The following is a 24,950-nucleotide window of genomic DNA, read 5'->3' on the forward strand; positions in this document are numbered from 1 at the left end:
CATTGTGCACCACTCCGCTGTGACTCACGCACCCTTGGCCCGGTACCGGCGCATCTTCGCGCGGGCTCCGCACACCTGCATCGAGCACCAGCGGCCGCGGCCGGCGGGGCTGCGGTCGTAGTACGCCCAGTGGCAGGTGCCGGCCTCGCACGCCTTCAGCCTGGTCCAGGTTCCGGCGACCAGTGCCTCGGCGACGGCGGCGGCCACCCGGGAGAGCAGCGGGCCCTCCTCGGCGGGGGCGAGGCGTGCCGAGCCGTCCCGCTCGTCGACGGCGACGCGGAGCGGGGCGCGCGCCAGCAGGGCGCCCAGCGGGGTCACCGCGCGGTGCGGCGGATGGCCGGCGTGGGCCAGCAGTACCGCCCGCAGCGATTCGCGCAGCTCCCGCGCGTCGGCCAGCTCGGCCTCCGTGATGCCGAGGCGCCCGCGACCCTCCGGCGTGTCCAGCGAGTCGGCGCCCGTCTCGATGTCCAGCGTGTTCACCAGGGACTCGATCAGGGCCAGGCCGCCGGGAGCGGCCGATCTCTCGCTCATGCTTGCGACGTTACCCCCGATGCGGGAGCATGCAGTAACCGTTACCGGTTACCCGCTTCTGCAGGTAACCCATGGAGGAGGTAGTCATGGCGCTCGCCAAGCTCGATGTCGTGGTCCTGGACTGTCCCGATCCGCGCGCGCTGGCCGGCTTCTACGCCGGTGTGCTGGGCGGGACGGTCGAGGAGAACCCCGAGGACGGCTCGTGGGTGGATCTGAAGGTGCCGGGCGGGCCGACGCTGGCCTTCCAGCAGGCGCCCGGTTTCGTGCCGCCGCGGTGGCCCGCGCCGGACCACTCGCAGCAGTTCCACCTCGACCTCACCGTGGAGGACCTGGACGCGGCGGAGAAGGGGGTCCTGGAGCTGGGCGCCAAGCCGCTGGACGCGGAGGACCGCGAGCGGACCTTCCGTGTCTACGCCGACCCCGCTGGGCACCCGTTCTGTCTGTGCGCCTGCTGACGGGGCGCCCGCGCAACCGTCTCGAAGGAGAACTCCATGACGTCCGTGGCCCGTTTCCGTAACGTCGTGCTCGACTGCCCCGACCCGCACGCGCTGGCCGCCTTCTACGCGGCGGTGGCCGGCGGTACCCCGCAGGCGGAGGACGACGACTGGGTGGTGCTCCAGGTCCCGGACGGTCCCCGGCTCGCCTTCCAGCGGGCCGAGGGGCACACCCCGCCGGAGTGGCCGCGCGCGGACCGCAACGGCCAGCAGCTTCACCTGGACTTCGACGCGGGTGCGACCTGGGCGGAGCTCGACGCGGCGCACGAGCGGGTGCTGGCGCTGGGTGCCCGCCCGCTGGACCTGGAGGACCGCGAGAAGAAGGACTTCCAGGTGTACGCCGACCCGGCCGGGCACCCGTTCTGCCTGTGCCGGATCGAGGGGGCGTGACGACGTCCTAGGAGGCGTCCAGCTCGGTGATCTTCGCGGTGGACGCCTCCCGGCGCAGCTGCGTGGCCCGTGCGACGAAGTCCGCGCTGCGCAGCACCCGCTGCACGTTGCCCCAGGTCAGCAGGGACAGCTCGGTCTCGGACCAGCCGCGCCGGAGCAGCTCGGCGATCAGGTGGGGGTAGCGGGAGGCGTCGGCGAGGTCCCGGGGGTGGACGGCCCCGGAGTCATAGGTGCCGGACAGGCCGACGCAGTCGGGGCCGGCCACGTCGCGGATGTGGTCGAGGTGGTCGGCGACGTCCGGGACGGTCGGGCCGGTCTGCTCGGCGGTCAGCGGCACCATGCACAGGCCCTTCGCCCGGCCCAGGGCGGCGAGCAGTTCGTCGGGCAGGTTGGCCGGGTGCGGGCGCAGGGCGCGGGCGGCCGAGCGGCTGCACAGCACCGGGGTCTTGGACAGGGCGATGGTCCGCTCGACGGTGTCGGGGGTGGCTCCCGAGACGTCGGCGAGCACCCCGAGCCGGTTCATCTCGCGGACGACCTCCTCCCCGAACCGGGTCAGCCCCGAGGTGCCCGCCCAGGCGGTGTCCGCGAGGGTGAGCACGCGCAGCCCGAGGGTGTGCAGGATGCGCAGGAGGCCCAGGGAGTCGTCCAGGGCGGCGGCGGGTGCGGGGCCCGGCACCACGGCGACCCGGCCGCAGTTGTGGGCGTCGATGACCTGTCCGGCGGTGCGCGCCAGCCGCAGCCCCTCCGGGTGGCTGTCGACGACCATGCGGACCAGGTCCAGCTGCTCCAGGGTCGTCGTCACGGCACGTTCGCCGCTCGGCTCCTCGGGCAGGTGCAGCGACCAGAACAGCGCGGCGACATGTCCCTCGCGCAGCCGGGGCACGTCCGTGTCGATGGCGGCCTCGCCCAGCTCCAGGTCGTACCAGGGCAGGTGGCGCAGGGCCCAGGGCAGGCCGCTGTAGCCGTCGGCGACCGGGTGGGCGGCGAGCAGGGCGTGCGCCCGTTCCAGCAACTCGCCGGCCTGCTGCGCGGAAGGGGGGTACGCCGGGTCGAGCGAGGCCGGGGCCGCCCCGTCGCCGTCCGGCAGGCCGTCGTCCCGGCCGACCTCGGTCGTGGTGGGGATGTCGTCCTGGAGGTCGGCCATGGCGGGCTCCGTACGTCGTCGTCGGCTACGGCGTGCTGTGGCAGGCGTACCGACACGGTCGCACGGAGCGGAGGTGGCCTTCCTGGTGAGTGGGGCGTTCGGGGGTACCCCGGTCAGCTCCCGCCGGGCGTGCCGTCGAGCGCCTCGATGGTGGCGAGGGACGGCGCGCGGGTGGCCTGGAGGTCCCGCGCCGCGTCCTCGGCGGCGCCCAGGACGCGGACCGCGTTCTGCCAGGTCAGCTTGGCCAGGTCGGCCCTGGACCAGCCGCGTTCGAGCAGTTCGGCGAGCAGGTTGGGGTAGCCGGAGACGTCGTCCAGGCCGTCCGGGGTGAACGCGGTGCCGTCGTAGTCGCCGCCGATGCCCAGGTGGTCGATGCCGGCGACCTCGCGCATGTGGTCCAGGTGGTCCGCGACCGTGGACACCGTGGCGACCGGGCGCGGGTGGCGCTCCTCGAAGGCGCGGTGGAGCTTCATCGCCTCGGGGCTGGTGTCCAGGTGGTGCAGGCCGTGGGCGCGCAGGTGCTCGTCGGCGGCGGCCGTCCAGTCGACGGCGGCCTGGAGCACGAACTTGGGCACGAACGTCACCATGGCCATGCCGCCGTTGGCGGGCAGGCGCTCCAGGACGTCGTCGGGGATGTTGCGGGGGTGGTCGCACACCGCGCGGGCGGAGGAGTGCGAGAAGATCACCGGCGCCGAGGCTGCGTCCAGCGCGTCCCGCATGGTGGTCGCCGCCACGTGGGAGAGGTCGACGAGCATGCCGAGGCGGTTCATCTCGCGGACGACCTCGCGGCCGAAGGCGGACAGGCCGCCCACGCCGGGCTCGTCGGTCGCGGAGTCCGCCCAGTCCACGTTGTCGTTGTGGGTGAGCGTCATGTAGCGCACGCCGAGCGCGTACAGGCCGCGCAGGGTGCCCAGCGAGTTGGCTATGGAGTGGCCGCCCTCGGCGCCCATGAGCGAGGCGATACGGCCGTCCCGGCGGGCCGCCTCCATGTCCGCGGCGGTCAGCGCGGGCGCCAGGTCCGCCGGGTAGCGGTCCAGCAGCCGGCGGACGCAGTCGATCTGCTCCAGCGTGGCCGCGACCGGCTCGGGCTCCTCGCAGGGGACGTACACCGACCAGTACTGGGCACCGACGCCGCCCGCGCGCAGCCGCGGCAGGTCGGTGTGCAGCTGCTCGTGCCGGTCGCCGGCGATGTCCAGGGCGTCCAGGTCGTAGCCGGCCTGCTTGCGCAGCGCCCACGGGAGGTCGTTGTGCCCGTCGACCACGGGGAACTCGCGCAGCAGCGCGCGGGCTTCGTCCAGGGCGGCCACGGCGGTCACTTCCCGAAGCCGAAGCCGCTGCCGGCGCCCTCGACCTTGGCGCGCAGCCTTTTGCCCTTCTCGGTGGCCTGGTCGTTGAGGTCCTGCTGGAAGTCGCGCATCTTGTGCAGCAGGTCCTCGTCGTGCGCGGCGAGCATCCGGGCGGCGAGGAGACCGGCGTTGCGGGCACCGGCGACGGAGACCGTGGCGACCGGGACGCCGGCGGGCATCTGCACGATGGAGAGCAGCGAGTCCATGCCGTCCAGGTACTTCAGCGGCACGGGCACGCCGATGACCGGCAGCGGGGTGACGGAGGCGAGCATGCCGGGCAGGTGGGCGGCACCGCCCGCGCCGGCGATGATCACCTTCAGGCCGCGGTCGGCGGCCTGCTCGCCGTACGTGATCATCTCGCGGGGCATGCGGTGCGCGGAGACGACGTCGACCTCGTAGGAGATCTCGAACTCGTCCAGGGCCTTGGCGGCGGCTTCCATGACGGGCCAGTCGGAGTCCGACCCCATGACGATGCCAACAACGGGGCTCATTCGGTGATGGTGCCTCTCAGGTAGCCGGCTGCGTGGCGGGCGCGCTCCAGCACCTCGTCCAGGTCGTCGCCGTAGGTGTTCACGTGTCCGACCTTGCGGCCGGGCTTCACGTCCTTGCCGTACATGTGGATCTTGAGCTTGGGGTCGCGGGCCATGCAGTGCAGGTACGCGGAGTACATGTCCGGGTAGTCGCCGCCCAGCACGTTGACCATCACGGTCCACCGGGCGCGCGGGCGCGGGTCGCCCAGCGGCAGGTCCAGGACCGCGCGGACGTGGTTGGCGAACTGCGAGGTGATCGCGCCGTCCATGGTCCAGTGGCCGGAGTTGTGCGGACGCATCGCCAGCTCGTTGACGAGGATGCGGCCGTCGCGGGTCTGGAACAGCTCGACGGCGAGGTGGCCGACGACGCCCAGTTCCTTGGCGATGGTCAGCGCCATCTCCTCGGCCCGCAGCGCCAGGTCCTCCTGGAGGTCGGGCGCGGGGGCTATGACCGTGTCGCAGACGCCGTCGACCTGCTGCGACTCCACCACGGGGTAGGCGACGGCCTGGCCGTGCGGGGAGCGGACGACGTTGGCGGCCAGCTCGCGGACGTAGTCGACCTTCTCCTCGGCGAGCACGGGGACGCCGGCGCGGAAGGGCTCGGCGGCCTCCTCGGCACTGTCCACGACCCACACGCCCTTGCCGTCGTAGCCGCCGCGGACCGTCTTGAGGACGACGGGGAAGCCGTCGCCCTCGGCGGCGAACCGGACGACGTCCTCCGGGTCGCTGACGATCCGGTGCCGGGGGCACGGGATGCCGATCGCGTCGAGCTTCGCCCGCATCACGCCCTTGTCCTGGGCGTGCACCAGCGCGTCCGGACCGGGGCGCACGGGGATGCCGTCCGCCTCCAGGGCGCGCAGGTGCTCGGTGGGCACGTGCTCGTGGTCGAAGGTGATCACGTCGCAGCCGCGCGCGAACGCGCGCAGCGTCTCCAGGTCGCGGTAGTCGCCGATGACGACGTCGCTCACGACCTGCGCGGCGGAATCCTGCGGAGTGTCACTGAGAAGCTTGAACCTGATGCCGAACGGGATGCCCGCTTCGTGCGTCATACGCGCGAGCTGCCCCCCGCCGATCATGCCGACTACCGGGAACGTCACACCCCTAGGGTATCGGCCACGCCGGGGAGGCCGAATCCGTCCCTCGCGCAGACTCTTACCGAGGGCTTCCCCTCTTCTTTACGACCCGTTTCCGGGCAGTGGCCCGGTCCACAGGCACCGGTGGGCCCGCGCGGCTAGCATGGCGGGGTCGACGAAACCTACCGACGGGAGCTGCACAGCCATGGAACCTCGTTCCTCGGGGCTGCAACGGCTCGTACGCGAGGTCGTCAAGTTCGGGGCCGTCGGCGGTGCCGGCGTCCTCGTCAATCTGGGCGTGTTCAACCTGGTCCGGCACGTCTCCGACCTGCCGGTGGTGCGGGCCAGCATCATCGCGACCGTCGTGGCCATCGCCTTCAACTACGTCGGCTTCCGTTACTGGACGTACCGGGACCGCGACAAGGGCGGGCGCACCAAGGAACTCACGCTGTTCCTGCTGTTCAGCGCCGTCGGCCTGGTGATCGAGAACGGCGTGCTCTACCTGGCGACCTACGCCTTCGGCTGGGACAGCCCGCTGCAGAGCAACATCTTCAAGTTCGTCGGCATCGGCGTCGCGACCCTGTTCCGCTTCTGGTCGTACCGCAGCTGGGTGTTCCGGACGCTGCCGGCCCGGGAGACCGTGGCGAGCGCGGAATCGATCCTGAAGCAGGAGTCGAAGAAGCAGCCGCCGAGGCAGCGCGTCCCGTAGTCCCGCCGCGGTCCCCGCGGCCCCGGCCGGCTAGCGGACCGTGGGCCGGTCCTGGTCCGGCTTGCGCGGCGGGGGTGTGCGCGACAGGAAGAGGCCGAAGACCGGGGGCTGCGCCTGGAGCAGTTCCAGCCGGCCGCCGTCGGCCTCCGCGAGGTCGCGGGCCACGGCCAGGCCGATCCCGGTGGAGTTCCGCCCGCTGATCGTGCGCTCGAAGATCCGCGCGCCGAGGTCCGCCGGCACGCCCGGTCCCTCGTCGGTGACCTCGATGACGGCCTGGTTGCCGGTGACCCGGGTGCGCAGCGCGACGGTGCCGCCGCCGTGCATGAGCGAGTTCTCGATCAGCGCGGCCAGTACCTGGGCGACCGCGCCCGGGGTGCCCACCGCCTGGAGGTGCCGCTTGCCGGAGCTGACGATGGCCCGGCCGACGCTGCGGTAGGCGGGCCGCCACTCGGCGAGCTGCTGCTGGATGACCTCGTCCAGGTCGAAGGTGACGGCGGAGCCGGTGCGCGGGTCGCGGGAGTTCGTCAGCAGCCGCTGCACGACGTCCGTCAGCCGCTCGACCTGCGTCAGCGCGATCGTCGCCTCCTCCTTCACGGTGTCCGGGTCGTCGGTGAGGGTGATCTCCTCCAGCCGCATGGACAGCGCGGTCAGCGGTGTACGGAGCTGGTGGGAGGCGTCGGCCGCGAGGCGCCGCTCGGCGGTCAGCATGCGCCCGATCCGCTCGGCGGAGGCGTCCAGCACATCGGCGACCCGGTCCAGCTCGGGGACGCCGTAGCGCTTGTGGCGCGGGCGCGGGTCGCCGGAGCCGAGGCGTTCGGCGGTCTCGGCGAGGTCGGTCAGCGGGGAGGCGAGCCGGTTGGCCTGCCGTACGGCGAGCAGCACCGCCGCCACCACGGCGAGCAGCGCGACCAGCCCGATGATCAGCAGGGTCCGGCCGACCTCGCGGGTCACCGCGGAGCGGGGCTCCTGCACGGTGACCGTCTCGCCCTCCTCGCCGTGCTGGGTGTAGCTGATGGTGTCGCCCTCGGGCTTGCTGCCGATCTCTATGGGCGACCTGCCGGGCAGGCGGATGACCGCGTACTGGTCCTTGCTGACCGGGTTGCGCAGGACGTCCGCGTTGACGTTCTCCGCGGCGAGGATCCGGCTGTCCACGATGCTGGCCAGCCGCACCGCCTCCGACTCCACCCGCTCCTGGGCGCTGTTGCTGATCGTCCGCGTCTCGACGATCACGAGGGAGACGCCGAAGACCGCGATCACCACGAGGACGACGGCGAGGGTGGACTGGATGAGACGTCGGCGCATGGGATTCTCCGGGGGGCTTTATCCAGTGGTGCACGCCCCGAAGGGGCGCGGGGAACGGCGCGACCGGCCACGGCGGACCGGCGGCCGGGCGGCCGCCCGAGCCCCCACGACGCGACCCGTCATGCCGGTCAAGCCCCAGCGGCCGGGGGTGCCCCCTCCGGGGGAGCTCAGCTCTTCTCGAACCGGAAGCCGACTCCGCGCACCGTGGCGATGTACCGGGGGTTCGCCGCGTCGTCCCCGAGCTTCTTGCGCAGCCAGGAGATGTGCATGTCGAGGGTCTTGGTCGAGGACCACCACGTGGTGTCCCAGACCTCGCGCATCAGCTGGTCCCGGGTGACCACCCGGCCGGCGTCCCGCACCAGCACCCGCAGCAGGTCGAACTCCTTCGCCGTGAGCTGGAGCTCCTCCTCGCCCATCCAGGCCCGGTGCGACTCGACGTCGATCCGCACCCCGTGCGTGGCCGGCGGCTGCTGCGGCTCGGCGGCGCCGCGCCGGAGCAGGGCCCGGACCCGGGCGAGCAGTTCGGCGAGCCGGAAGGGCTTGGTGACGTAGTCGTCGGCGCCCGCGTCCAGGCCGACGACGGTGTCCACCTCGTCGGCCCGCGCGGTCAGGATGAGGATCGGCACGGTGTGGCCGTCGGCGCGCAGCCGGCGGGCGACCTCCAGGCCGTCCATGCCGGGCAGGCCCAGGTCCAGCACGACCAGATCGACGCCGCCCTGCATTCCGGCGTCGAGTGCGGCGGGTCCGTCCTCGCGCACCTCGACCTCGTAACCTTCCCGGCGCAGGGCGCGGGCCAGCGGCTCCGAGATGGACGCGTCGTCCTCGGCGAGCAGTACACGGGTCATGAGGTGATGGTAGACCGCCCGGGTGCGGTGCCGGGGTGTGATCGGTTCGCAGGGTTCTTACCTTCCGGCCTGCTGGTACGAACCATTGACCTGCGGATGCGATCCTGGGAGGGACCTTCGATTCCCGCGTGCGGTTCCCGCGACACCTGTGATCCCGGTCTCAAGTCCTTCCATATCCGGCAGTGTCCTGCCGTATGGTGATCTGAACGCCTGTAGTACACCGGGGCCTTTGGCGGGCAGTGGACGCTGAAGGTCTCTTTTGTGTACGGGCTGACCAAGATCAGCTCGAAAGGAATGACCTCTGGCCGGGCTCCGGACGCAACCGAAGCGTCGCGGGGCGTGGATCCCGGTGGTCGCCGTCCGCCACTCCGTGATCCGGAGCGGACTCCCCCCTGGGCGTGGGGGGTGGACGACCGACCCGCCGGTGCCGGCCGCACCCCCACCGGGCGCGCAACGCTCCAGCAGCCGCGTCCCGACCAGCAAGGAACGACCATGGCGTCCAGCCTGACGAAGGACTCGGTCCGCCCGGGCACCCCCGGTTCCGAGAAGACCTTCTTCGGCCACCCCCGCGGACTGGCCACTCTCTTCATGACCGAGATGTGGGAGCGCTTCTCCTACTACGGCATGAGGGCCCTGCTCCCGCTGTACCTGGTGGCCCCGGGTGGCCTGCACCTGAACGCGGGCACGGCGACGGCGATCTACGCCGTCTACGTCTCGCTCGTCTACCTGCTCACCCTGCCCGGCGGCTGGTTCGCCGACCGTGTGCTCGGCCCCCGCAAGACGGTCACCGTCGCGGGCATCGTCATCATGCTGGGCCACCTGTGCCTGGCGCTGCCCGTCGCCGCGAGCTTCTTCGTCGGCCTGGGTCTCGTCGCCATCGGTTCCGGTCTGCTGAAGGCCAACATCTCCACGATGGTCGGCCACCTCTACAACGGCCCGGGGGACCCGCGCCGGGACGGCGGCTTCACGCTCTTCTACATCGGCATCAACCTCGGTGCCTTCGTCGCCCCGCTGGTCATCGGCACCGTCGGTGAGAACGTCAACTGGCACCTGGGCTTCGCGCTGGCCGCGCTCGGCATGGCGCTGGGCCTCGCCCAGTACCTGCTCGGCGGACGCCACCTGAGCGCGAAGAGCAGTGAGGTCCCGACCCCGCTGACGCCCGCCGAGAAGGCGACCACCCTGCGCAAGGGCCTGATCTGGCTGGCCATCGCCGTGGTCTTCTACGGCATCGTCGGCGGCACCGGCCACTTCACCCTGAACTGGGCGCTGATCCCGCTCACCCTCGTCGGCCTGCTCGTGCCGATCCTGGTCATCACCCGCATCCTGCGGGACAAGGACCTGGACTCCGCCGAGCGGTCGAAGGTGTCGGCGTACATCTGGTTCTTCGTCGCCGCCGCCGTGTTCTGGATGATCTACGACCAGGGTGGCTCGACGCTGTCGCTGTTCGCCGAGAAGCGGGCCGACAACACCATCTTCGGCTGGGAGTTCCCGGTCTCCTGGTACCAGTCGGTCAACCCGGTCATGATCATGGCGCTGGCGCCGGTCTTCGCCTGGCTGTGGCTGTGGCTGAACCGCCGCGGCCAGGAGCCGAGCACCATCGTGAAGTTCGCCTCCGGCCTGGTGCTGGTGGGTGCGTCCTTCTTCGTCTTCCTCGCCCCGCTGTCCATCGCGCAGGGCGGTCACAAGGCCGCGGCGATGTGGCTGGTCGCGATCTACTTCGCGCAGACCATCGGTGAGCTGACGCTGTCCCCGGTGGGTCTGTCCGTGACGACGAAGATGGCGCCGAAGAAGTACGCCTCGCAGATGATGGGCGTCTGGTTCCTCGCGGTCACCGCGGGCGACTCGGTCACCGCGCTGCTGTCCAACCCGGCCGTCGGCGGCGTCAACCTCGACCGGATGGGCTTCGTCGCCCTTGAGGCCGGCCTCGCCGTGGTCGCGGGTGTCGCGGTGTGGATGTACCGCGGCAAGGTGAAGAAGCTCATGGGCAGCGTGCACTAGCCCGGTGGGGCTCGGCCGACGGAGGGCCACCGCATCCTTGGGATGGGGTGGCCCTCCGTCCGTGTGCGGGTGCGGGAGCGCCGTGCCGGTTGCCGCGGGTCGGCGGTTGCCGGGTCCTCGTGGCCGAGCGCGCCCAGGCGGCGGGGCCGCATGCCGGCACGGCCCCGCGCCCCCCGGGGTCGGCTATCGCGTCCTTCGTCTCGGCAGGACCGTGAAGACCGCCGCCCCGAGCAGGATCACCGTGCCCGAGATCAGGCCCAGGGCCTTCAGCGCGCCGTGGTCACCCGCGCCGGTCTCGGCCAGGCCGCCGGAGCCGCTGTCGCCGGTGCCGCTCGCGCCGGTGCTGCTCGCGCCGGTGCTGCTTCCGCCTGTGCCGCTTCCGCCGGACGAGGAGGAGCCGCCGGAGGCGGAGGTGCCGCCCGCGGCGCCCCCCGGCTGTTCGGTGGTGTCCAGGGTGAGGGAGACCGACGTCTTCGTCGGGGTGCAGGTCGTGGTGGTGCCGAGGGCCTTGACCGTCAGGACGCCCGGGGACAGCGTGGAGGTGCCGCTCGCGCCGGGCTTGTAGGTGCCGGTGAGGTCGGGGATCTCGATCGGGTCGCCCGCCTTGACGGGACCCGCGTTCGCCGGCCCCTCCACGTGCACCGTGCCCTTGTCGGCGCCGCCCAGCACCACCTCCATGGACGGCTTCACGGAGTCCTTCGGGATGTCGACGGGGCTGTCCATCACCGACTTCTTGAACTGCACGGTGAGGGCGTAGCTCCCGCCGTCCTTCTTCGCGTCGATCTGCACCGGCGAGGTCGCGCTCCTGTCTCCGATCGGGGTCTTGCAGGCGTACGGGACCTGCACCTCCTTGCCGGGGAAGTCGGTCTGCCCGGGGCCGCCGGTCGCCGTGGCCGTGGCCGAGCGGGTGGGTGGCGCCGTCCTCGTCGGGGTCGCGGTGGAGGTCGACGTGCCGCCCGCCGTCACCCGGATCGTCGCCGCCTTCTGCACGGTCTCCTCGGGTGTGCACCTGGTGTCGGTCGACATGGCGTTGACGGTGTACGCGTCCGGGGTCAGGGTCACCTCGCCGGCCGCCGTCAGCTTCAGACTGCCCCTCATGTCGGACAGCACCATGGCCCCGCCCTTGGGGATCGCGGGGTTCTCCCGCGGGCCCTGCATCCGTATGCCGGCGGTCTGCGCTCCGGCCGCCTTCAGGACGCCCGAGGGCTGGACCGAGTTCGCGGGCAGGTCGATGATGTCCGGGTTCCTGGAGGCGGCCTGGACGAACTTCCACACGACGTCCACCGTGTCACCCACCTTCGCCGTGGCCGGCGCGGTGATCTCGACCTTCGTGGTGCCGTCGACGGGGTCGATGCCCGCGGGCGGCACGCAGTGGGTGGCGTACGCCACCTCGGCCGCCTGCGCGGGCGCCACCATCGGGCCCAGCAGGACGCCCGCCGCGCAGAGCACCAGCAGGGCGCCCGTGCTCCCGGCCGCTGTGCCTCTCCTTCGCATGCTCACGTGGGTCCCTTCGTGGTGGGAGTCGCAGGACTCGTCGGGCTGTCGTCGTGCGGTGCGGAGGACCGGCCGGCCGGGTCGCCCGGAGCGGAGTCCGGGGTGAACCACGGCAGGGTCGGAGTCGGAGCGGACCGGACGGCCGGGGGCCGGGCGGTGCGGGAGCGCGGGAGCGGCAGGCGCAGGCGCGGGGCGGGCCGGGGCGCGCGGCGGGTTCCGCCGTGGTGGCGCGGGCGGATCCGGTCCACCACGGCCATGCCGATGCGGAACAGGGCGGCCGGTACGACCAGGCAGAGCAGGATCCAGAACAGGGTCACGCCCCAGGGCCGGCCCACGCCCCACGGCTGCTCGGCGAGCACCCGGCCGCCGTGGCGCAGCGTCACGGTGTAGTCGCCGTGCGCCCCCGCCGGCAGTACGACCGGCAGCTCGATCCGGGCCTTCTTCCCCGGGGCCAGGGTGCCGTGCCATTGCCGCTCGTCCCACTCGGGGGCGAACACGCCGTGCGCGGTGCCGACCTGGAACACCGGGTTCTCGACCGGGCTCGTGCCGGTGTTGCCGACCGTGAAGACCAGGGTGCGGCCGGGCGGCGCCCCGAACCAGGTCAGCAGCCCGCTCGAACCGGTCAGCCGGGTGTCGGAGAGCACCGCCAGCCGGCCGGCGGAGCGCTCGGCGGGCAGCGGGGCCACGGGGTGCCCGGCGACCTGGAGGACGGCGTCCGCCTCGGCCCCGGTGCCGGTGACGGTGGCCACGTGCACCACGCAGGGGCAGGGTACGGGGGGTTCGGCGACCGGGAGTCTCCGGCTGAAGGAGCCGTCGGCCCCGGTGGTCACGGCCCGGCCGTCGCCGTTGGCGCAGGAGTTGGTGCCGCCGACGACTCCCCGGGCCGGGGTGGCGCGCCCGCACACCAGCATCATCAGCAGCGTGCGGGGCCGCCAGCCGGTCCCGCTGACGGTGACCGACCCGCCGGCCCCGGCCTGCACCGCCGACAGCCTCACCACCGGCCGCTCCGCCGCCCACCCCCGCCCGGCCGGCCCGACCAGCCCCACCAGCAGGGCCAGCAGGGCCACGACCCCCACCCCCACACCTCCCCTGTGACGGCCCCGGCCCCGCACCGGCCTCCGCCCCGGCACCCCCGGTCTCACGACACCGCCCCCGTCGGATCGCCGGTGGTGCGCCGGCGGGCTCCGCGCCGCCTCCGCCGGAGTACGGCCATGGCCGCCGCCACCCCTCCCGCCGTGCCGGCCACGGCGCCCCACGGGACGTACGTCGCCGAGGTGCTCGCGGTGTCGTGCGCGCCACCCGGTGCCGTCACCGTCAGCCGTACGCGGACCTCGTCCAGCGCCGGCCGGCCGGGCCAGGGCTCGCTGAACGCGCGCCGGGCACCCGGGGCCAGCCGGACCGGCAGGGTGCGCGGGGCGCGGTCCAGCACCGGGCCGAGGAGTCCGTCGGCGCGGACCGCGAGTGTCGGTACGAGGACGGTCGTACCGCGGTTGACCAGCTCGTACGTGATCCGGTCGGCGTGCACGGCGAGGTGCTCCACGGTCAGCGCGGCCAGCGCCGGGCCGCCGACCCGCAGCCGGAGGGGCACGGTCGCGGTACGGCCGTGCGCGTCGCGCGCGACGATCGCGCCGGAGCGCTCGCCCGGCGCGGCACCCCGCGGCACGGTCACCGTGAAGGGGACATCGGCACGGGTCCGGGCCGGGACGGTGAGGGCGGCGCGGGCGAGGATCGCCGGCACGCCGGTGCCGCGCAGCCGGACCGTGAGCGGTGTCCGGCCGCGGTTGGTCACGGCCACGGTGTCCTGGAGCACCGCCCCGGGCGCGCCCTCGGCGTAGAACGCGGGGCGCCCGCCGCCCAGGGGCGCGAGCGACCACCCGCCGGACTGCGCGCGGGCGGGCGGGGCGGCGGTCAGCAGCGTCAGTGGCAGGAGCAGGGTGACGAGCAGCGGCATCCGCGAAGGGGACGGCGCGGGCGGCATGGGCGGCTCCAGCGGTGGTGGCCGGACGGTTCGGCGGGCGGCGCCGGTGCGGCGGTGTGCGATCGGGGCGGTCCCGGTCGGCGGCGGACGGCACGCGGGTGGTGGTGCGGGGCGGTGGTGCGGGGCGGTGGTGTGCGGTCCGGCCGGTCCCGGTCGGCGGCGGACGGCACGCGGGCGGCGCTGCGCGGTCGGGCCGGGCCCGGTCAGCGGCGGGCGGTCTGGCCCCGCCGGGTCAGCCACAGGGCGCCCGCCGCACCGGCGAGCAGGACCGTTCCGCCGAGGGTGCCGAGGGCGACCGCGGAGTCCTCGGGGCCGGTCTGCGGAAGCTGCCCTGCGGTCGACGAGCCTCCCGAGCCCGAGCCTCCCGAGCCCGACGACGAGGACGAGGACGAGGAGGAGCCCCCCGAGGACGACGACGAGCCGCCGGCCGCTGTCACGTCCAGGGTCAGGGAGGGCTTCGGGCTGTTGGTCGGCGTGCAGGTCGTCGTCGTACCGAGCGCCTTGATGGTGAGCGTGGCCGCCGTGAAGGTCACCTTTCCGCTCTTCTTCGGCGTGTAGGTGCCGCTCAGGTCGCTGATCTTGATGGGCGTGTTCGCCGGGATGGCGGCGGCGTTGGCGGGGCCGCTGACGGCGAGCGTGCCGCTGTCGGCGCCGCCCAGCGCGATGGTGGCGCTCGGGGTCATCGCCCCCTTGCCCAGCTCGACCGGGCTGGAGGAGACGCCCTTCTGCCAGGACATGGTGACCTTGTAGCCGCTGCCGCTCTTGACGCTCTTGATGTCGATGGGCGAGACGGCGCTCTTCACGCCGATCGGGGTCTGGCAGCGATAGTTGACGTCGACGACGTCGGCGTGGGCGGCCGGCGCGGCCAGCAGCACCGCCGAGCCGGCCAGGGCCGCGGCGGACACGAGCGCGGCGGTTCGCTTCGGGTACGACACGTTCGGTCCACCCCATTCATTCCTGACGGCACATCAGATTCGGCCGTCAAGGTACGCCGGGGGCCGTGAGGTTGGAAGACGCGTCACACGCCGGAGTTGTGGCGGTCCGGCGCGTGCGAAGAGGTGCCGGAGTGGAGACCGCCGGACGCGGCGGCCACTCGGCGGGTGCCGGTGCGCACCGGCGTCCGGGCGGCCGTACGAGCGGTCAGGCCGGGGCGCCCAGCTCCGCCCAGACCGTCTTGCCCGGCGTACCGGGCGAGCGGAGCACACCCCAGTCCAGGCACAGCCGCTGCACGATGAACATGCCGTGGCCGCCGGGGCGGCCGGCGCGGTGCGGGGTGCGCGGGGCCGGCTGGCCGGTGCCCCGGTCGGAGACCTCCAGCCGGATCACCTTGTTGTCGCAGGCCAGACGGAGCTCGTCGGGGCCCTCGGCGTGCAGGCAGGCGTTGGTGACCAGTTCGGAGACGACGAGCAGCACGTCCTCGGCGGCGGCCCGCTGGTCGGCCGTGGCCGCCGGCAGCCAGCCCCACGCGTACAGCGCCTGGCGGGTGAAGTCGCGGGCGAGCGGGACCACCCCGCTCTCGCCTTCCAGGCGGAGTCTGCGGGCCTGCCGCCCCCGGGCCTGCGACGTGCCGTCGGCCGCCCCGGACGGCACAGACGACGCGGACGGCGCGGCAGCCCCCGTGGCTGCGCCGGTGGCCGGCGCCTCCCCCTCGGACGCCCCGGAAGCGCCGCTGGGCTCCGGGCCGCGGTCGCCCGGCGAGTAAGGCCGGGTGGTGCTCATCAGCGCTTCACCTCACCGATTCACCAGTTCAAGATTCAATAGGTCCGGTCAGTGGTCCGGCCGGCGGCCGGGCCAGGGGTCCGGCACCGTCGGCGCCGGCCGGTCCGTACGCCGTCCGCGGGTCGTACACAGGTCGTCCCCGTCCCGTCCGCCGACGGGTCGTCGTTCCTCCGCCGCCCGGGCGGGGTCCCGTCCCGTCCGGGGTCGGACGCGTGTTCCGTCAGGTCGTTCGCCGGTCCCGGAGGATCCGGCGGTCGGCAGGACGCCTCCTGCCTCCCTCTGCCTTCTTCTGCCCTCTCCTGCCCGGCCGATCCGGCGGAACACCCCCGTTTTGGGCGTGACGCGGACAACGCCCTCGGGGACCGGTACGCGGACCGGCCCGGACGGGGGCGAAGGCTCAGTCGGCACCGTCGGCCAGGGCCGCCTCCACGGAATCGTGGACGGTGAAGACCGCCTCGGCACCGGTGATCTCGAAGACGCGGGCGACCACCGGCAGCATCCCTGCCAGATGGACCCCGCCTCCGGCGGCCTCCGCCTTCAGCCGGGCGCCGAGCAGGACGTTCAGCCCCGTGGAGTCGCAGAACTCCAGGCGTGAGCAGTCCACGACGAGCCGCGCGAAGCCCTTGTCCAGAAGGTCGTCGAGGGGCTCGCGCAAAAGATCGGCGGTGTGGTGATCCAGCTCACCGGCCGGTGTCACAACGGCGCTGGAGCCCTCTTCCCGCACCTCCACCAGAAGCCGGCCCGACTGTGCGCTGCCGACCGTCCCGTGGTCCATGCCGTCTCTCTCTCCCGAGGTCGTGGCTGCTGATGCCCTCGAACATTACGCCTTCCTTGCGCACTCCGACACCCGAACATCCGCACACAATCGGACATATCGCCACAGAACGCACTTGCGACTCGCTCGGTCCACCGGGTAGGGCTAGTAAAGACACACACCCCTACACGCCGGCTTCGGAGGCGCCGCACACCGCAGTGCAGGTACTGGCTTCGGCAGCCTTATGCCGACAACGATGGAGGACACCCATGTCACCCCGGCTCGACGCATCGCTTACCCCGCTCGCGACGTCGACACCCCCACCGGAACAACTGGATCATCCCATCGACACCCTCGACCTCTTCGAGGGCCTCCCGGAGATCCCCCCGTACGACGAGATCGGCCCGGTCGACGCACGGGCCCTGTCCAAGAGCCTCTTCGAGCGACTGGAGTCGCTGGAGGAAGGGACGTACGACCACGCGTACGTCCGCAACACCCTCGTCGAGCTCAACCTCGCGCTCGTCAAGTTCGCCGCCTCCCGCTTCCGCTCCCGCAGCGAGCCCATGGAGGACATCATCCAGGTCGGCACCATCGGCCTGATCAAGGCGATCGACCGCTTCGAACTCTCCCGCGGCGTCGAGTTCCCCACCTTCGCGATGCCGACCATCATCGGCGAGATCAAGCGCTTCTTCCGTGACACCTCGTGGTCCGTGCGCGTCCCGCGCCGGCTGCAGGAGCTGCGGCTCGACCTCGCCAAGGCCGGCGACGAGCTGGCGCAGCAGCTGGACCGCGCCCCCACGGTCGCGGAACTCGCCGAGCGCCTCGGCATCTCCAAGGACGAGGTCGTCGAGGGCATGGCCGCCTCGAACGCGTACACCGCCTCCTCGCTGGACGCCCAGCCCGAGGAGGACGAGTCCGAGGGCGCGCTCGCGGACCGCATCGGGTACGAGGACCACGGCCTGGAGGGCATCGAGTACATCGAGTCGCTCAAGCCGCTGATCGCCGAACTCGCGCCCCGGGACCGGAAGATCCTCTCCCTGCGTTTCGTGGCGAACATGACCCAGTCGGAGATCGGCGAGGAACTCGGCATCTCCCAGATGCACGTGTCCCGGCTGCTCTCGCGCACCCTGGTCCGGCTGCGCAAGGGACTGACCGTGGAGGAGTGACACCGGCGGCGCTCCGGATGCGGAAGGCGGCCCGGCCGACATACCGGGCCGCTTCGCCGTCCCCGGGACCTGCCACCCCGGGTAGCGGGTGCCCCGCACCCCAACCGTTATGCGGTTACCCGCGGAAACCTCTTTGCAGCGTCCGTCCCCTCCACCACTATGGCCCCCCGAACCCGCTGGTACGTCAGCCGTGTTCGCGGAACGGAGGGTGTCGCATGTCCGAGGGGGACGACCACGCCACGGCCGGGGGCCACGAGGGTGCACCGGACACACGGCTGACCGAACTGCTGCGCTCCCCCACGCACACGGCGTACCCGGCGCTCCAGGAGCTGCGCCGCCGACACCACCCGGCGGTCCTCGGCTACGCCCGGCTGTGCGCGGTGAGCGAGCCCGTGGCCAGTCGGCTGGCGGCGGAGACCTTCGCCACGGCGGCCCGCGAGACGGCCCGGGGCGTCGAACCGGCCGTCCCGCTGCGCCACCGGCTCCTGCTGCTCACCGCCCGGCTGGCGGCCGACTGGGCCCGCGACGAACGCTCCGCGGGCCTCGACCCGGGCCTGCTGCTGGTGCTGAACGCGACCGGCCGCCCCGAGGGCCCGACCCCGCCCCTGCTGCCGCCCTTCCAGTCCCTGCCGTCGCGCACCCAGGGCCTGCTCTGGTACGGCGTCCTCGACGCGGAACCCGTGGAGCGCACCGCCGCCTTCCTGGGCCTGAGCCGCGCGGACGTCGCCTACGGCACCCAGCAGGCCCTCAACGCCCTGGCGCAGGCCTGCCTCCGGCACCGCCTGGCCGCCTCGGACGACCCGCGCTGCGCGGACTTCCGCCGGCTGATCGAGGAGGCGGTCCGGCCGGACGTTCCGCGCCACAGCGCCGACCTGGACGCCCACATGGCGCGCTGTCCGCACTGCACGGCCGCGTTCGAGGACCTGCAGGCGCTGCGGGAGGCACCGCGGCAGACCCTGGCCGAGGGCCTGCTGCCGTGGCGCGGAACGGCGTACCTGCGTCAGGAGGAGCCTCCCGCTGCCGTCTCGGCCGTGGTGGAGAAGCCGAGTTGGCCGCCCCGGCGGCGCGTCCTGCTGGCCTCGGCGGGGCTGGGGGTGGCGCTGACCCCGCTCCTGGTGTTCGCGCTTGTCCCGGCGCACCCCGCCGACCAGCAGCCCGCGGTCGCCACCCCCGCGCCCCCTCCGGTGACGGTGACGGCCACGGTCTCCGTCACTCCGTCCCCGTCGCCGTCGCCCTCCCTGTCCCCGTCGCCGAGCCCCTCCCCCACGCGCTCGTCCCCGTCGCCCACGCCGAGGCGGACCTCGCCCCGCCCGACCCCGTCACCGCACCGGACGACACCGCGGCCGACGCCGACGCCCCGGCCGCCGGGCACCTCGGCCGCGCAGGTGGTCGACGTCGCCACGGACCGCTGCCTGGACATCCGCTACGGCGACCTGTCCCAGGGCAACGACGTCATCACCGCCCCCTGCTCCTCCTCCCCCACCCAGCGCTGGCGCGTCGACCCCTACCTCGGCCTGCTCCGCTCGGCGGCCGACGACGACTTCTGCCTGGACAGCCGGGGCTCGGTCGACCGGGGTGTGGGCATCTGGGAGTGCGACGCCGTCTACAGCCGCAACGGCGAGAACCTCCGCTTCACCGTCGACCCCGACGGCACGATCCGCCCGAACATCGCCATCGAGACGGCGGTCACCCCGGAGGGCCGGTGCGGCGTGGGCCTCAGCGGCCTGGACGGCAGCCCGGAGCAGCGGTGGCGGGCGGGCGCACGGTAAGGACGCCCGGCGTCCTTACCGTCCGGCAGGCCGTGTCCTGCCGACCGCGTCCTGCCGACCGTCGCGCCGTACCGCCCGTGGCGTTCAGACCACCCGGGCTCCGCGCCGCCACACCCCGCTGACCAGCGGTACGCCCGGCCGGTAGGCCAGGTGGACGTGGCTGGGGGCGTCCAGGAGGGTCAGATCGGCGTAGGCGCCGGGGGTGAGGCGGCCGATGTCGGTGCGGCGGAGGGCGGCGGCGCCGCCGGCCGTGGCCGACCAGACCGCCTCGTCCGGGGTCATCCGCATGTCGCGGACGGCCAGCGCGATGCAGAAGGGGACGGAGGAGGTGAACGACGAGCCGGGGTTGCAGTCCGTGGAGAGGGCGACCGTCGCACCGGCGTCCAGGAGGCGGCGGGCGTCCGGCCACTCGGCTCGGGTGGAGAACTCGGCACCGGGGAGCAGCGTGGCGACCGTCGCGCTGTTGGCCAGGGCGTCCACGTCCGCGTCCGTGAGGTGGGTGCAGTGGTCGGCGCTGGCCGCGTCCAGTTCGACGGCGAGCTGCACACCGGGGCCGTAGGAGAGCTGGTTGGCGTGGATGCGCGGGTGCAGCCCCCTCGCCTTGCCGGCGGTGAGGATCGCGCGGGCCTGGTCGCCGTCGAAGGCGCCCTTCTCGCAGAAGACGTCGATCCAGCGGGCGTGCGGCGCGCAGGCGTCCAGCATCTCGCCGGTGACCAGGGCGACATAGGCCGCCGGGTCGTCGGCGTAGTCGGGGCTGACGATGTGCGCGCCGAGGTACGTCACCTCGTCGGTGTGCTTCGCCGCGAGGCGCAGGGCGCGGGACTCGTCCGCGACGGTGAGGCCGTAGCCCGACTTCGTCTCGAAGGTCGTCGTGCCCTGGCGGAGGGCCTCGTCGAGGTAACGGGTGAGGTTGGCCTCCAGTTCCGCGTCGCTCGCGGCCCGGGTGGCCGCGACCGTGGTGCGGATGCCGCCGGCCGTGTAGGAGCGGCCGGACATGCGGGCGTTGAACTCCTGCGTCCGGTCGCCCGCGAACACCAGGTGGGAGTGGGAGTCCACGAAGCCCGGCAGCACCGCCCGGCCGCCCGCGTCGACCCGGTTGTCAGTGGCGGGTGCTTTGCTTGACTCACCGGTCCACGCGACACGGTCGCCGTCGATGACGACGGCCGCGTCCTGGATCAGACCGAGGGGGGATCCGTCGCCCAGGGAGGGGTCGTTGGTGACCAGCGTGGCGATGTTGGTGATGACGGTGCTGCTGCTCATGGTGTCCTCGTGGGTGATCGTCAGGCGCGGAGGGCTTCGACCGCCCGCGCGAGGGCCTGCGGCACGTCGGGTACGAGGGTGTGCGCCCCGTCGCGTACGACATGCCGGCCGCCCACGACCGTATGCCGCACGTCGGCCGCGCCCGCCGCGAATACGGCCGTCTCGGCGCCCAGTCTGGGCAGCGGCCCTGCCGTCCTGACCGAGTCCAGCGCGATCGTCGTCAGGTCCGCGAGGGCGCCGGGCTCGATCGTGCCGGCCTCGTCCCAGCCGAGGGCGGCGTGGCCGTCGGTGGTGGCGGCCCGCAGCAGGGCGGCGGCCGTCCAGTGGCCCCGGGTGCGGGTGCGCAGCCGCTCGTTCAGCTCCATCGCGCGGGCCTCTTCGAGCAGGTCGATGACGGCGTGGCTGTCGGAGCCGAGGGAGAGCGGGGAGCCGGCCCGCTGGAGGGCGACGGCCGGGCCGATGCCGTCGGCCAGGTCCCGTTCGGTGGTGGGGCACATGCAGGTGCCGGTGCCCGAGCCGCCGAGCAGGGCGATGTCCTCGTCGGTGAGGTGGGTGTTGTGCACCCCGGTGGTGCGCGGCCCGAGGACGCCGTGGTCGGCGAGCAGCCGGGCCGGGGTACGTCCGTGGGCGGCGAGGCAGGCGTCGTTCTCGGCGGTCTGCTCCGACAGGTGCACGTGCAGCGGGGCCCGCCGCTCCTGCGCCCAGCCCGCCACGGTCGCCAACTGGGCGGCGGGCACGGCCCGTACCGAGTGGATCGCCGCCCCGATCCGTGCGTGATCCCGTTCCTTGAGAACTGCACAGCGTTCGGCCCAGGCCTCCGCGCTGCCGTCGGAGAACCGCAGCTGGTGGGTGTTCGGGGCCTCGCCGAAGCCGGAGGAGAGGTAGCAGGTGTCGAGGAGGGTGATGCGGATGCCGGCCTCGGCGGCGGCCGCGATCAGCGCCTCGCCCATGGCGTTGGGGTCGGCGTAGGGGGTGCCGCCGGGGGCGTGGTGGACGTAGTGGAACTCGCCGACACAGGTGATGCCGGCGAGGGCCATCTCGGCGTACACCGCGCGGGCCAGGGCGTGATAGGTCTCCGGGGTCAGGTGGTCGGCGACGGAGTACATCACCTCGCGCCAGGTCCAGAAGGTTCCGGAGCCGACCTGGACGGTGCCGCGCAGCGCCCGGTGGAAGGCGTGGCTGTGGGCGTTGGCGAGCCCCGGCAGGGTCAGTCCGCGCAGCACCTCGGCGCCGGGCGGCGGGGCGGGCGTCCCGGTGCGGACGGCACTGATCCGCCCGTCCGCGACCTCGACGGTCACCCCCGGCTCGACGTGGGTGCCGAGCCAGGCGTGCTCCAACCAGTAGGTCCCCTTGGTCACCGGCAGGCCAGTCCTTCCAGTACGTCGGCGAGTGCGCGCACCCCGGCCACACAGTCGTCCTCGGCCGCGAACTCGGCCGGGGAGTGCGAGACACCGGTGGGGTTGCGCACGAACAGCATGGCGGTCGGAATGCTCCCGGACAGGATCCCGGCGTCGTGTCCCGCGCCGGTGCCGAGGACGGGCACCGTCAGGCCGGTGTCCCTGCCGAGGATGCGGCCGAGTTCGTCCCGCAGGGCGTGGTCGAACTCGACGACCGGGGTGAAGGACTCCCGGACGACGTCGAGATCGATGCCGTGCGCGGCGGCGTACTCCCGCGCGGCCTTCTCCACTCCCCCGACGACCGTGTCCAGGGTCTCCTGGTCGGCGGCGCGGGAGTCGAGCCAGCCGCGCACCAGCGAGGGGATCGCGTTGACCCCGTTCGGTTCCACCGCGATCTTCCCGAAGGTGGCGACGGCGCCGGCGAGTTCGGCCTCACGGCGGGCGGCGAGCACGGTCTCGGCGTAGGACAGCATCGGGTCGCGGCGGTCCACCAGCCGGGTGGTGCCGGCGTGGTTGGCCTCGCCCCGGAAGTCGAACCGCCACCGCCCGTGCGGCCAGATGGCACTGGCGATGCCGACCCGGTCGCCGGACAGGTCCAGCGCGCGGCCCTGTTCGACGTGCAGCTCCACGAAGGCGCCGATCCGGGCCAGCCGCTCGGGATCGGGCCCGATGGCCTCGGGGTCGTACCCGGCGGCCTCCATGGCGCGCGGCAGGCCCACCCCGTCCCCGTCGGTGAGCCGGTGGGCCTGCTCGACGGTCAGCTGCCCGGCGGTGAGCCGGGACCCGACACAGGCGAGCCCGAACCGGGCCCCCTCCTCGTCCCCGAAGTTGACGATGGCGAGGGGCTTGGTGAACTCCGCTCCCCGGCCGCGCAGTTCGTCCAGCGCGGCGAAGGAGGACACCACTCCGAGGGGGCCGTCGAAGGCGCCGCCGTCCGGCACGGAGTCCAGGTGCGACCCGGTGACGACGGCGTCCCCGGCGCCGGGGTCGCCGAGCCAGGCCCACTGGTTACCGTTCCGGTCGACCTCGTACGCCAGTCCCCGCGCCTCGGCCTGCTCCTTGAACCAGGCCCGGCAGTCGGCGTCCGCCCCGGTCCAGGCGTAGCGCCGGTAACCGCCGGAGCCGGGGTGCCGGCCGATGGGGAGCAGCTCGCGCCACATCTCATGGAAGGAGGTGCCGGCGGCGACAGGCCGCACCGGCTGTGTGCCGCTGCCCGTGCCCGCAGGCCGTACCGGCTGTGGGCAGTCGTTCCGCGGGGCGGTGGGTGTCCCCCCGCTCGAACGAGGCTGCGGGTGGGGGAGGGTGGGCACAGCCGAACCCGCGGACGGGGACGGGAGACCGGCCCCCACCGGAGAGTCGCCGCCGTGCCCGGTCTCGCCGACGGTCACGCCTCGTCACCCTCACGCATCGGCACCCGGACCCCCCGCTCCCCGGCGACGGACTCCGCGATGTCGTATCCCGCGTCCACATGGCGGATGACGCCCATGCCCGGGTCGTTGGTGAGGACCCGCCGGATCTTCTCGCCACCCAGCTTGGTGCCGTCGGCCACCGTCACCTGTCCGGCGTGGATGGACCGCCCCATGCCCACGCCGCCACCGTGGTGGATGGACACCCAGGAGGCGCCGGACGCCACGTTGACCATCGCGTTCAGCAGCGGCCAGTCCGCGATGGCGTCGGACCCGTCGAGCATGGCTTCGGTCTCGCGGTACGGGGAGGCGACGGAGCCGCAGTCCAGGTGGTCGCGGCCGATGGCCAGCGGAGCCGCCAGCTCGCCGGAGGCGACCATGTCGTTGAAGCGCTCACCGGCCTTGTCGCGCTCGCCGTAGCCGAGCCAGCAGATGCGCGCGGGCAGGCCCTGGAAGTGGACACGCTCGCCGGCCATCTTGATCCAGCGGGCCAGGGACTCGTTCTCGGGGAACAGCTCCAGGATCGCCTTGTCGGTCTTGGCGATGTCGGCCGGGTCGCCGGACAGGGCGGCCCAGCGGAAGGGGCCCTTGCCCTCGCAGAAGAGGGGGCGGATGTAGGCGGGGACGAAGCCGGGGAAGGCGAACGCGCGTCCGTAGCCGGCCAGCTGGGCCTCGCCGCGGATGGAGTTGCCGTAGTCGAAGACCTCGGCGCCGGCGTCCATGAAGCCGACCATGGCCTCCACGTGCTTCGCCATGGACTCACGCGCGCGCGTGGTGAAGCCCGCCGGGTCCTTCGCCGCCTCGGCGGCCATGTCCTCGAAGGCCACGCCCACGGGAAGGTAGGACAGCGGGTCGTGGGCGGAGGTCTGGTCGGTGACGATGTCGATGGGGGCGTTCATCGCGAGCAGCTGCGGGACCAGCTCGGCCGCGTTGCCGAGGACGCCGATGGACAGCGGGCGCCGGGCGTCCCGGGCCTCGACGGCCAGCTGGAGCGCGTGGTCGAGGGAGTCGGCCCTGACGTCGAGGTAGCGGTGCTCGATGCGGCGCTCGATGGCGCGCGGGTCGCAGTCGATGCAGATCGCGACGCCGTCGTTCATGGTCACGGCGAGCGGCTGGGCGCCGCCCATGCCGCCGAGGCCGGCGGTGAGGGTGATCGTCCCGGCGAGGGTGCCGTCGAACTTCTTCGCGGCGACGGCGGAGAAGGTCTCGTAGGTGCCCTGGAGGATGCCCTGGGTGCCGATGTAGATCCAGGAGCCGGCGGTCATCTGGCCGTACATGGTCAGGCCGAGGGCCTCCAGGCGGCGGAACTCCTCCCAGTTGGCCCAGTCGCCGACCAGGTTGGAGTTGGCGATGAGGACGCGCGGGGCCCACTCGTGGGTCTGCATGACGCCGACCGGGCGGCCGGACTGGACCAGCATGGTCTCGTCCTGCTTGAGGGTCTTCAGCGTGCGGACCATGGCGTCGAAGGAGCGCCAGTCGCGGGCGGCCTTGCCGGTGCCGCCGTAGACGACGAGCTTGTCGGGGTGCTCGGCCACCTCGGGGTCGAGGTTGTTCTGCAGCATGCGCAGGGCCGCTTCCTGCTGCCATCCCAGAGCACTCAGTTCCGTGCCGCGCGGTGCTCGTACGGGGCGGGGTCCCGACATCG

23 protein-coding genes are annotated in these 24,950 nt (G+C 73.2%); 6 read left to right on the forward strand and 17 right to left on the reverse strand.

The genetic code is table 11. From position 1 onward, the window contains the following. Positions 1-24: 24 nt before the first annotated feature. Positions 25-531: a CGNR zinc finger domain-containing protein gene (locus S1361_RS16445; RefSeq protein WP_208032591.1), complete on the reverse strand. Its 507-nt coding sequence runs from the start codon at positions 529-531 to the stop codon at positions 25-27. Positions 532-617: 86 nt separating this feature from the next. Between S1361_RS16445 and S1361_RS16450 the strand changes: the two genes are divergently transcribed. Both S1361_RS16450 and S1361_RS16455 read left to right on the forward strand, forming a co-directional pair. After that, positions 618-986, forward strand: coding sequence for a VOC family protein (locus tag S1361_RS16450; RefSeq protein WP_208032592.1), 369 nt, complete (start codon positions 618-620; stop codon positions 984-986). Between the two features lie 36 nt (positions 987-1,022). Continuing rightward, a complete protein-coding gene (locus S1361_RS16455; RefSeq protein WP_208032593.1) occupies positions 1,023-1,415 on the forward strand; it encodes a VOC family protein in 393 nt (130 codons plus the stop codon). 7 nt (positions 1,416-1,422) lie between these two features. On the opposite strand, the gene S1361_RS16460 is transcribed toward S1361_RS16455, so the two are convergent. The 4 genes from S1361_RS16460 to S1361_RS16475 all read right to left on the reverse strand — a co-directional run bounded on the left by S1361_RS16460 (position 1,423) and on the right by S1361_RS16475 (position 5,532). Beyond that, the gene (locus S1361_RS16460; RefSeq protein ID WP_208032594.1) at positions 1,423-2,559 is read right to left on the reverse strand and encodes a dipeptidase; all 1,137 of its coding nucleotides are present in this window, start codon (positions 2,557-2,559) and stop codon (positions 1,423-1,425) included. 113 nt (positions 2,560-2,672) lie between these two features. Further along, on the reverse strand, positions 2,673-3,866 hold the full coding sequence (locus tag S1361_RS16465; protein ID WP_208036629.1) for a dipeptidase: 1,194 nt from the start codon (positions 3,864-3,866) through the stop codon (positions 2,673-2,675). A gap of 5 nt (positions 3,867-3,871) precedes the next feature. Beyond that, entirely contained in the window at positions 3,872-4,396 is a 525-nt protein-coding gene (gene purE / locus S1361_RS16470; protein WP_208032595.1) for a 5-(carboxyamino)imidazole ribonucleotide mutase, read from the reverse strand. Continuing rightward, entirely contained in the window at positions 4,393-5,532 is a 1,140-nt protein-coding gene (locus S1361_RS16475; RefSeq protein ID WP_208032596.1) for a 5-(carboxyamino)imidazole ribonucleotide synthase, read from the reverse strand. The genes purE and S1361_RS16475 overlap by 4 nt, the downstream gene beginning before the upstream one ends. A 181-nt stretch (positions 5,533-5,713) precedes the next feature. Between S1361_RS16475 and S1361_RS16480 the strand changes: the two genes are divergently transcribed. Next, a complete protein-coding gene (locus S1361_RS16480; RefSeq protein ID WP_208032597.1) occupies positions 5,714-6,217 on the forward strand; it encodes a GtrA family protein in 504 nt (167 codons plus the stop codon). A gap of 30 nt (positions 6,218-6,247) precedes the next feature. On the opposite strand, the gene S1361_RS16485 is transcribed toward S1361_RS16480, so the two are convergent. Both S1361_RS16485 and S1361_RS16490 read right to left on the reverse strand, forming a co-directional pair. After that, complete coding sequence (locus S1361_RS16485; protein WP_208032598.1) at positions 6,248-7,519, reverse strand: ATP-binding protein; 1,272 nt, start codon at positions 7,517-7,519, stop codon at positions 6,248-6,250. Between the two features lie 167 nt (positions 7,520-7,686). Then, positions 7,687-8,364, reverse strand: coding sequence for a response regulator transcription factor (locus S1361_RS16490; protein WP_189294696.1), 678 nt, complete (start codon positions 8,362-8,364; stop codon positions 7,687-7,689). Between the two features lie 492 nt (positions 8,365-8,856). Between S1361_RS16490 and S1361_RS16495 the strand changes: the two genes are divergently transcribed. Next, positions 8,857-10,362, forward strand: a complete 1,506-nt coding sequence (locus S1361_RS16495; protein WP_208032599.1) for a peptide MFS transporter — start codon at positions 8,857-8,859, stop codon at positions 10,360-10,362. A 183-nt stretch (positions 10,363-10,545) separates the two neighbouring features. On the opposite strand, the gene S1361_RS16500 is transcribed toward S1361_RS16495, so the two are convergent. From S1361_RS16500 to S1361_RS16525, 6 genes are all read right to left on the reverse strand, one after another. Beyond that, a complete protein-coding gene (locus S1361_RS16500) occupies positions 10,546-11,856 on the reverse strand; it encodes a hypothetical protein (protein ID WP_243769190.1) in 1,311 nt (436 codons plus the stop codon). A gap of 2 nt (positions 11,857-11,858) precedes the next feature. After that, positions 11,859-12,938 (reverse strand): hypothetical protein, encoded by a 1,080-nt coding sequence (locus S1361_RS16505; protein WP_425086693.1) that lies wholly within the window; start codon positions 12,936-12,938, stop codon positions 11,859-11,861. 56 nt (positions 12,939-12,994) lie between these two features. Continuing rightward, positions 12,995-13,807 (reverse strand): COG1470 family protein, encoded by an 813-nt coding sequence (locus tag S1361_RS16510; protein ID WP_243769191.1) that lies wholly within the window; start codon positions 13,805-13,807, stop codon positions 12,995-12,997. A gap of 230 nt (positions 13,808-14,037) precedes the next feature. Next, positions 14,038-14,769: an LPXTG cell wall anchor domain-containing protein gene (locus tag S1361_RS16515; RefSeq protein WP_208032602.1), complete on the reverse strand. Its 732-nt coding sequence runs from the start codon at positions 14,767-14,769 to the stop codon at positions 14,038-14,040. 205 nt (positions 14,770-14,974) lie between these two features. Continuing rightward, on the reverse strand, positions 14,975-15,553 hold the full coding sequence (locus S1361_RS16520) for an ATP-binding protein (RefSeq protein ID WP_208032603.1): 579 nt from the start codon (positions 15,551-15,553) through the stop codon (positions 14,975-14,977). A gap of 397 nt (positions 15,554-15,950) precedes the next feature. Then, positions 15,951-16,328 (reverse strand): STAS domain-containing protein, encoded by a 378-nt coding sequence (locus S1361_RS16525; RefSeq protein WP_030341416.1) that lies wholly within the window; start codon positions 16,326-16,328, stop codon positions 15,951-15,953. Positions 16,329-16,576: 248 nt separating this feature from the next. Between S1361_RS16525 and S1361_RS16530 the strand changes: the two genes are divergently transcribed. Further along, positions 16,577-17,473: an RNA polymerase sigma factor SigF gene (locus S1361_RS16530; RefSeq protein ID WP_208032604.1), complete on the forward strand. Its 897-nt coding sequence runs from the start codon at positions 16,577-16,579 to the stop codon at positions 17,471-17,473. 215 nt (positions 17,474-17,688) lie between these two features. Next, positions 17,689-19,242, forward strand: a complete 1,554-nt coding sequence (locus S1361_RS16535; RefSeq protein ID WP_208032605.1) for an RICIN domain-containing protein — start codon at positions 17,689-17,691, stop codon at positions 19,240-19,242. An 84-nt stretch (positions 19,243-19,326) separates the two neighbouring features. Here S1361_RS16535 and hutI read toward each other — a convergent pair whose 3' ends face one another. The 4 genes from hutI to hutU all read right to left on the reverse strand — a co-directional run bounded on the left by hutI (position 19,327) and on the right by hutU (position 24,948). Further along, the gene (hutI, locus tag S1361_RS16540; protein ID WP_208032606.1) at positions 19,327-20,502 is read right to left on the reverse strand and encodes an imidazolonepropionase; all 1,176 of its coding nucleotides are present in this window, start codon (positions 20,500-20,502) and stop codon (positions 19,327-19,329) included. 20 nt (positions 20,503-20,522) lie between these two features. Then, entirely contained in the window at positions 20,523-21,860 is a 1,338-nt protein-coding gene (locus S1361_RS16545) for a formimidoylglutamate deiminase (protein WP_208032607.1), read from the reverse strand. After that, complete coding sequence (locus S1361_RS16550; RefSeq protein ID WP_208036631.1) at positions 21,857-23,059, reverse strand: allantoate amidohydrolase; 1,203 nt, start codon at positions 23,057-23,059, stop codon at positions 21,857-21,859. The genes S1361_RS16545 and S1361_RS16550 overlap by 4 nt, the downstream gene beginning before the upstream one ends. A 224-nt stretch (positions 23,060-23,283) precedes the next feature. After that, the gene (gene hutU, locus S1361_RS16555; RefSeq protein ID WP_208032608.1) at positions 23,284-24,948 is read right to left on the reverse strand and encodes a urocanate hydratase; all 1,665 of its coding nucleotides are present in this window, start codon (positions 24,946-24,948) and stop codon (positions 23,284-23,286) included. Between the last annotated feature and the right edge of the window lie 2 nt (positions 24,949-24,950).

It is taken from the genome of Streptomyces cyanogenus, assembly GCF_017526105.1.
GTDB classification, from domain to species: Bacteria; Actinomycetota; Actinomycetes; order Streptomycetales; family Streptomycetaceae; genus Streptomyces; species Streptomyces cyanogenus.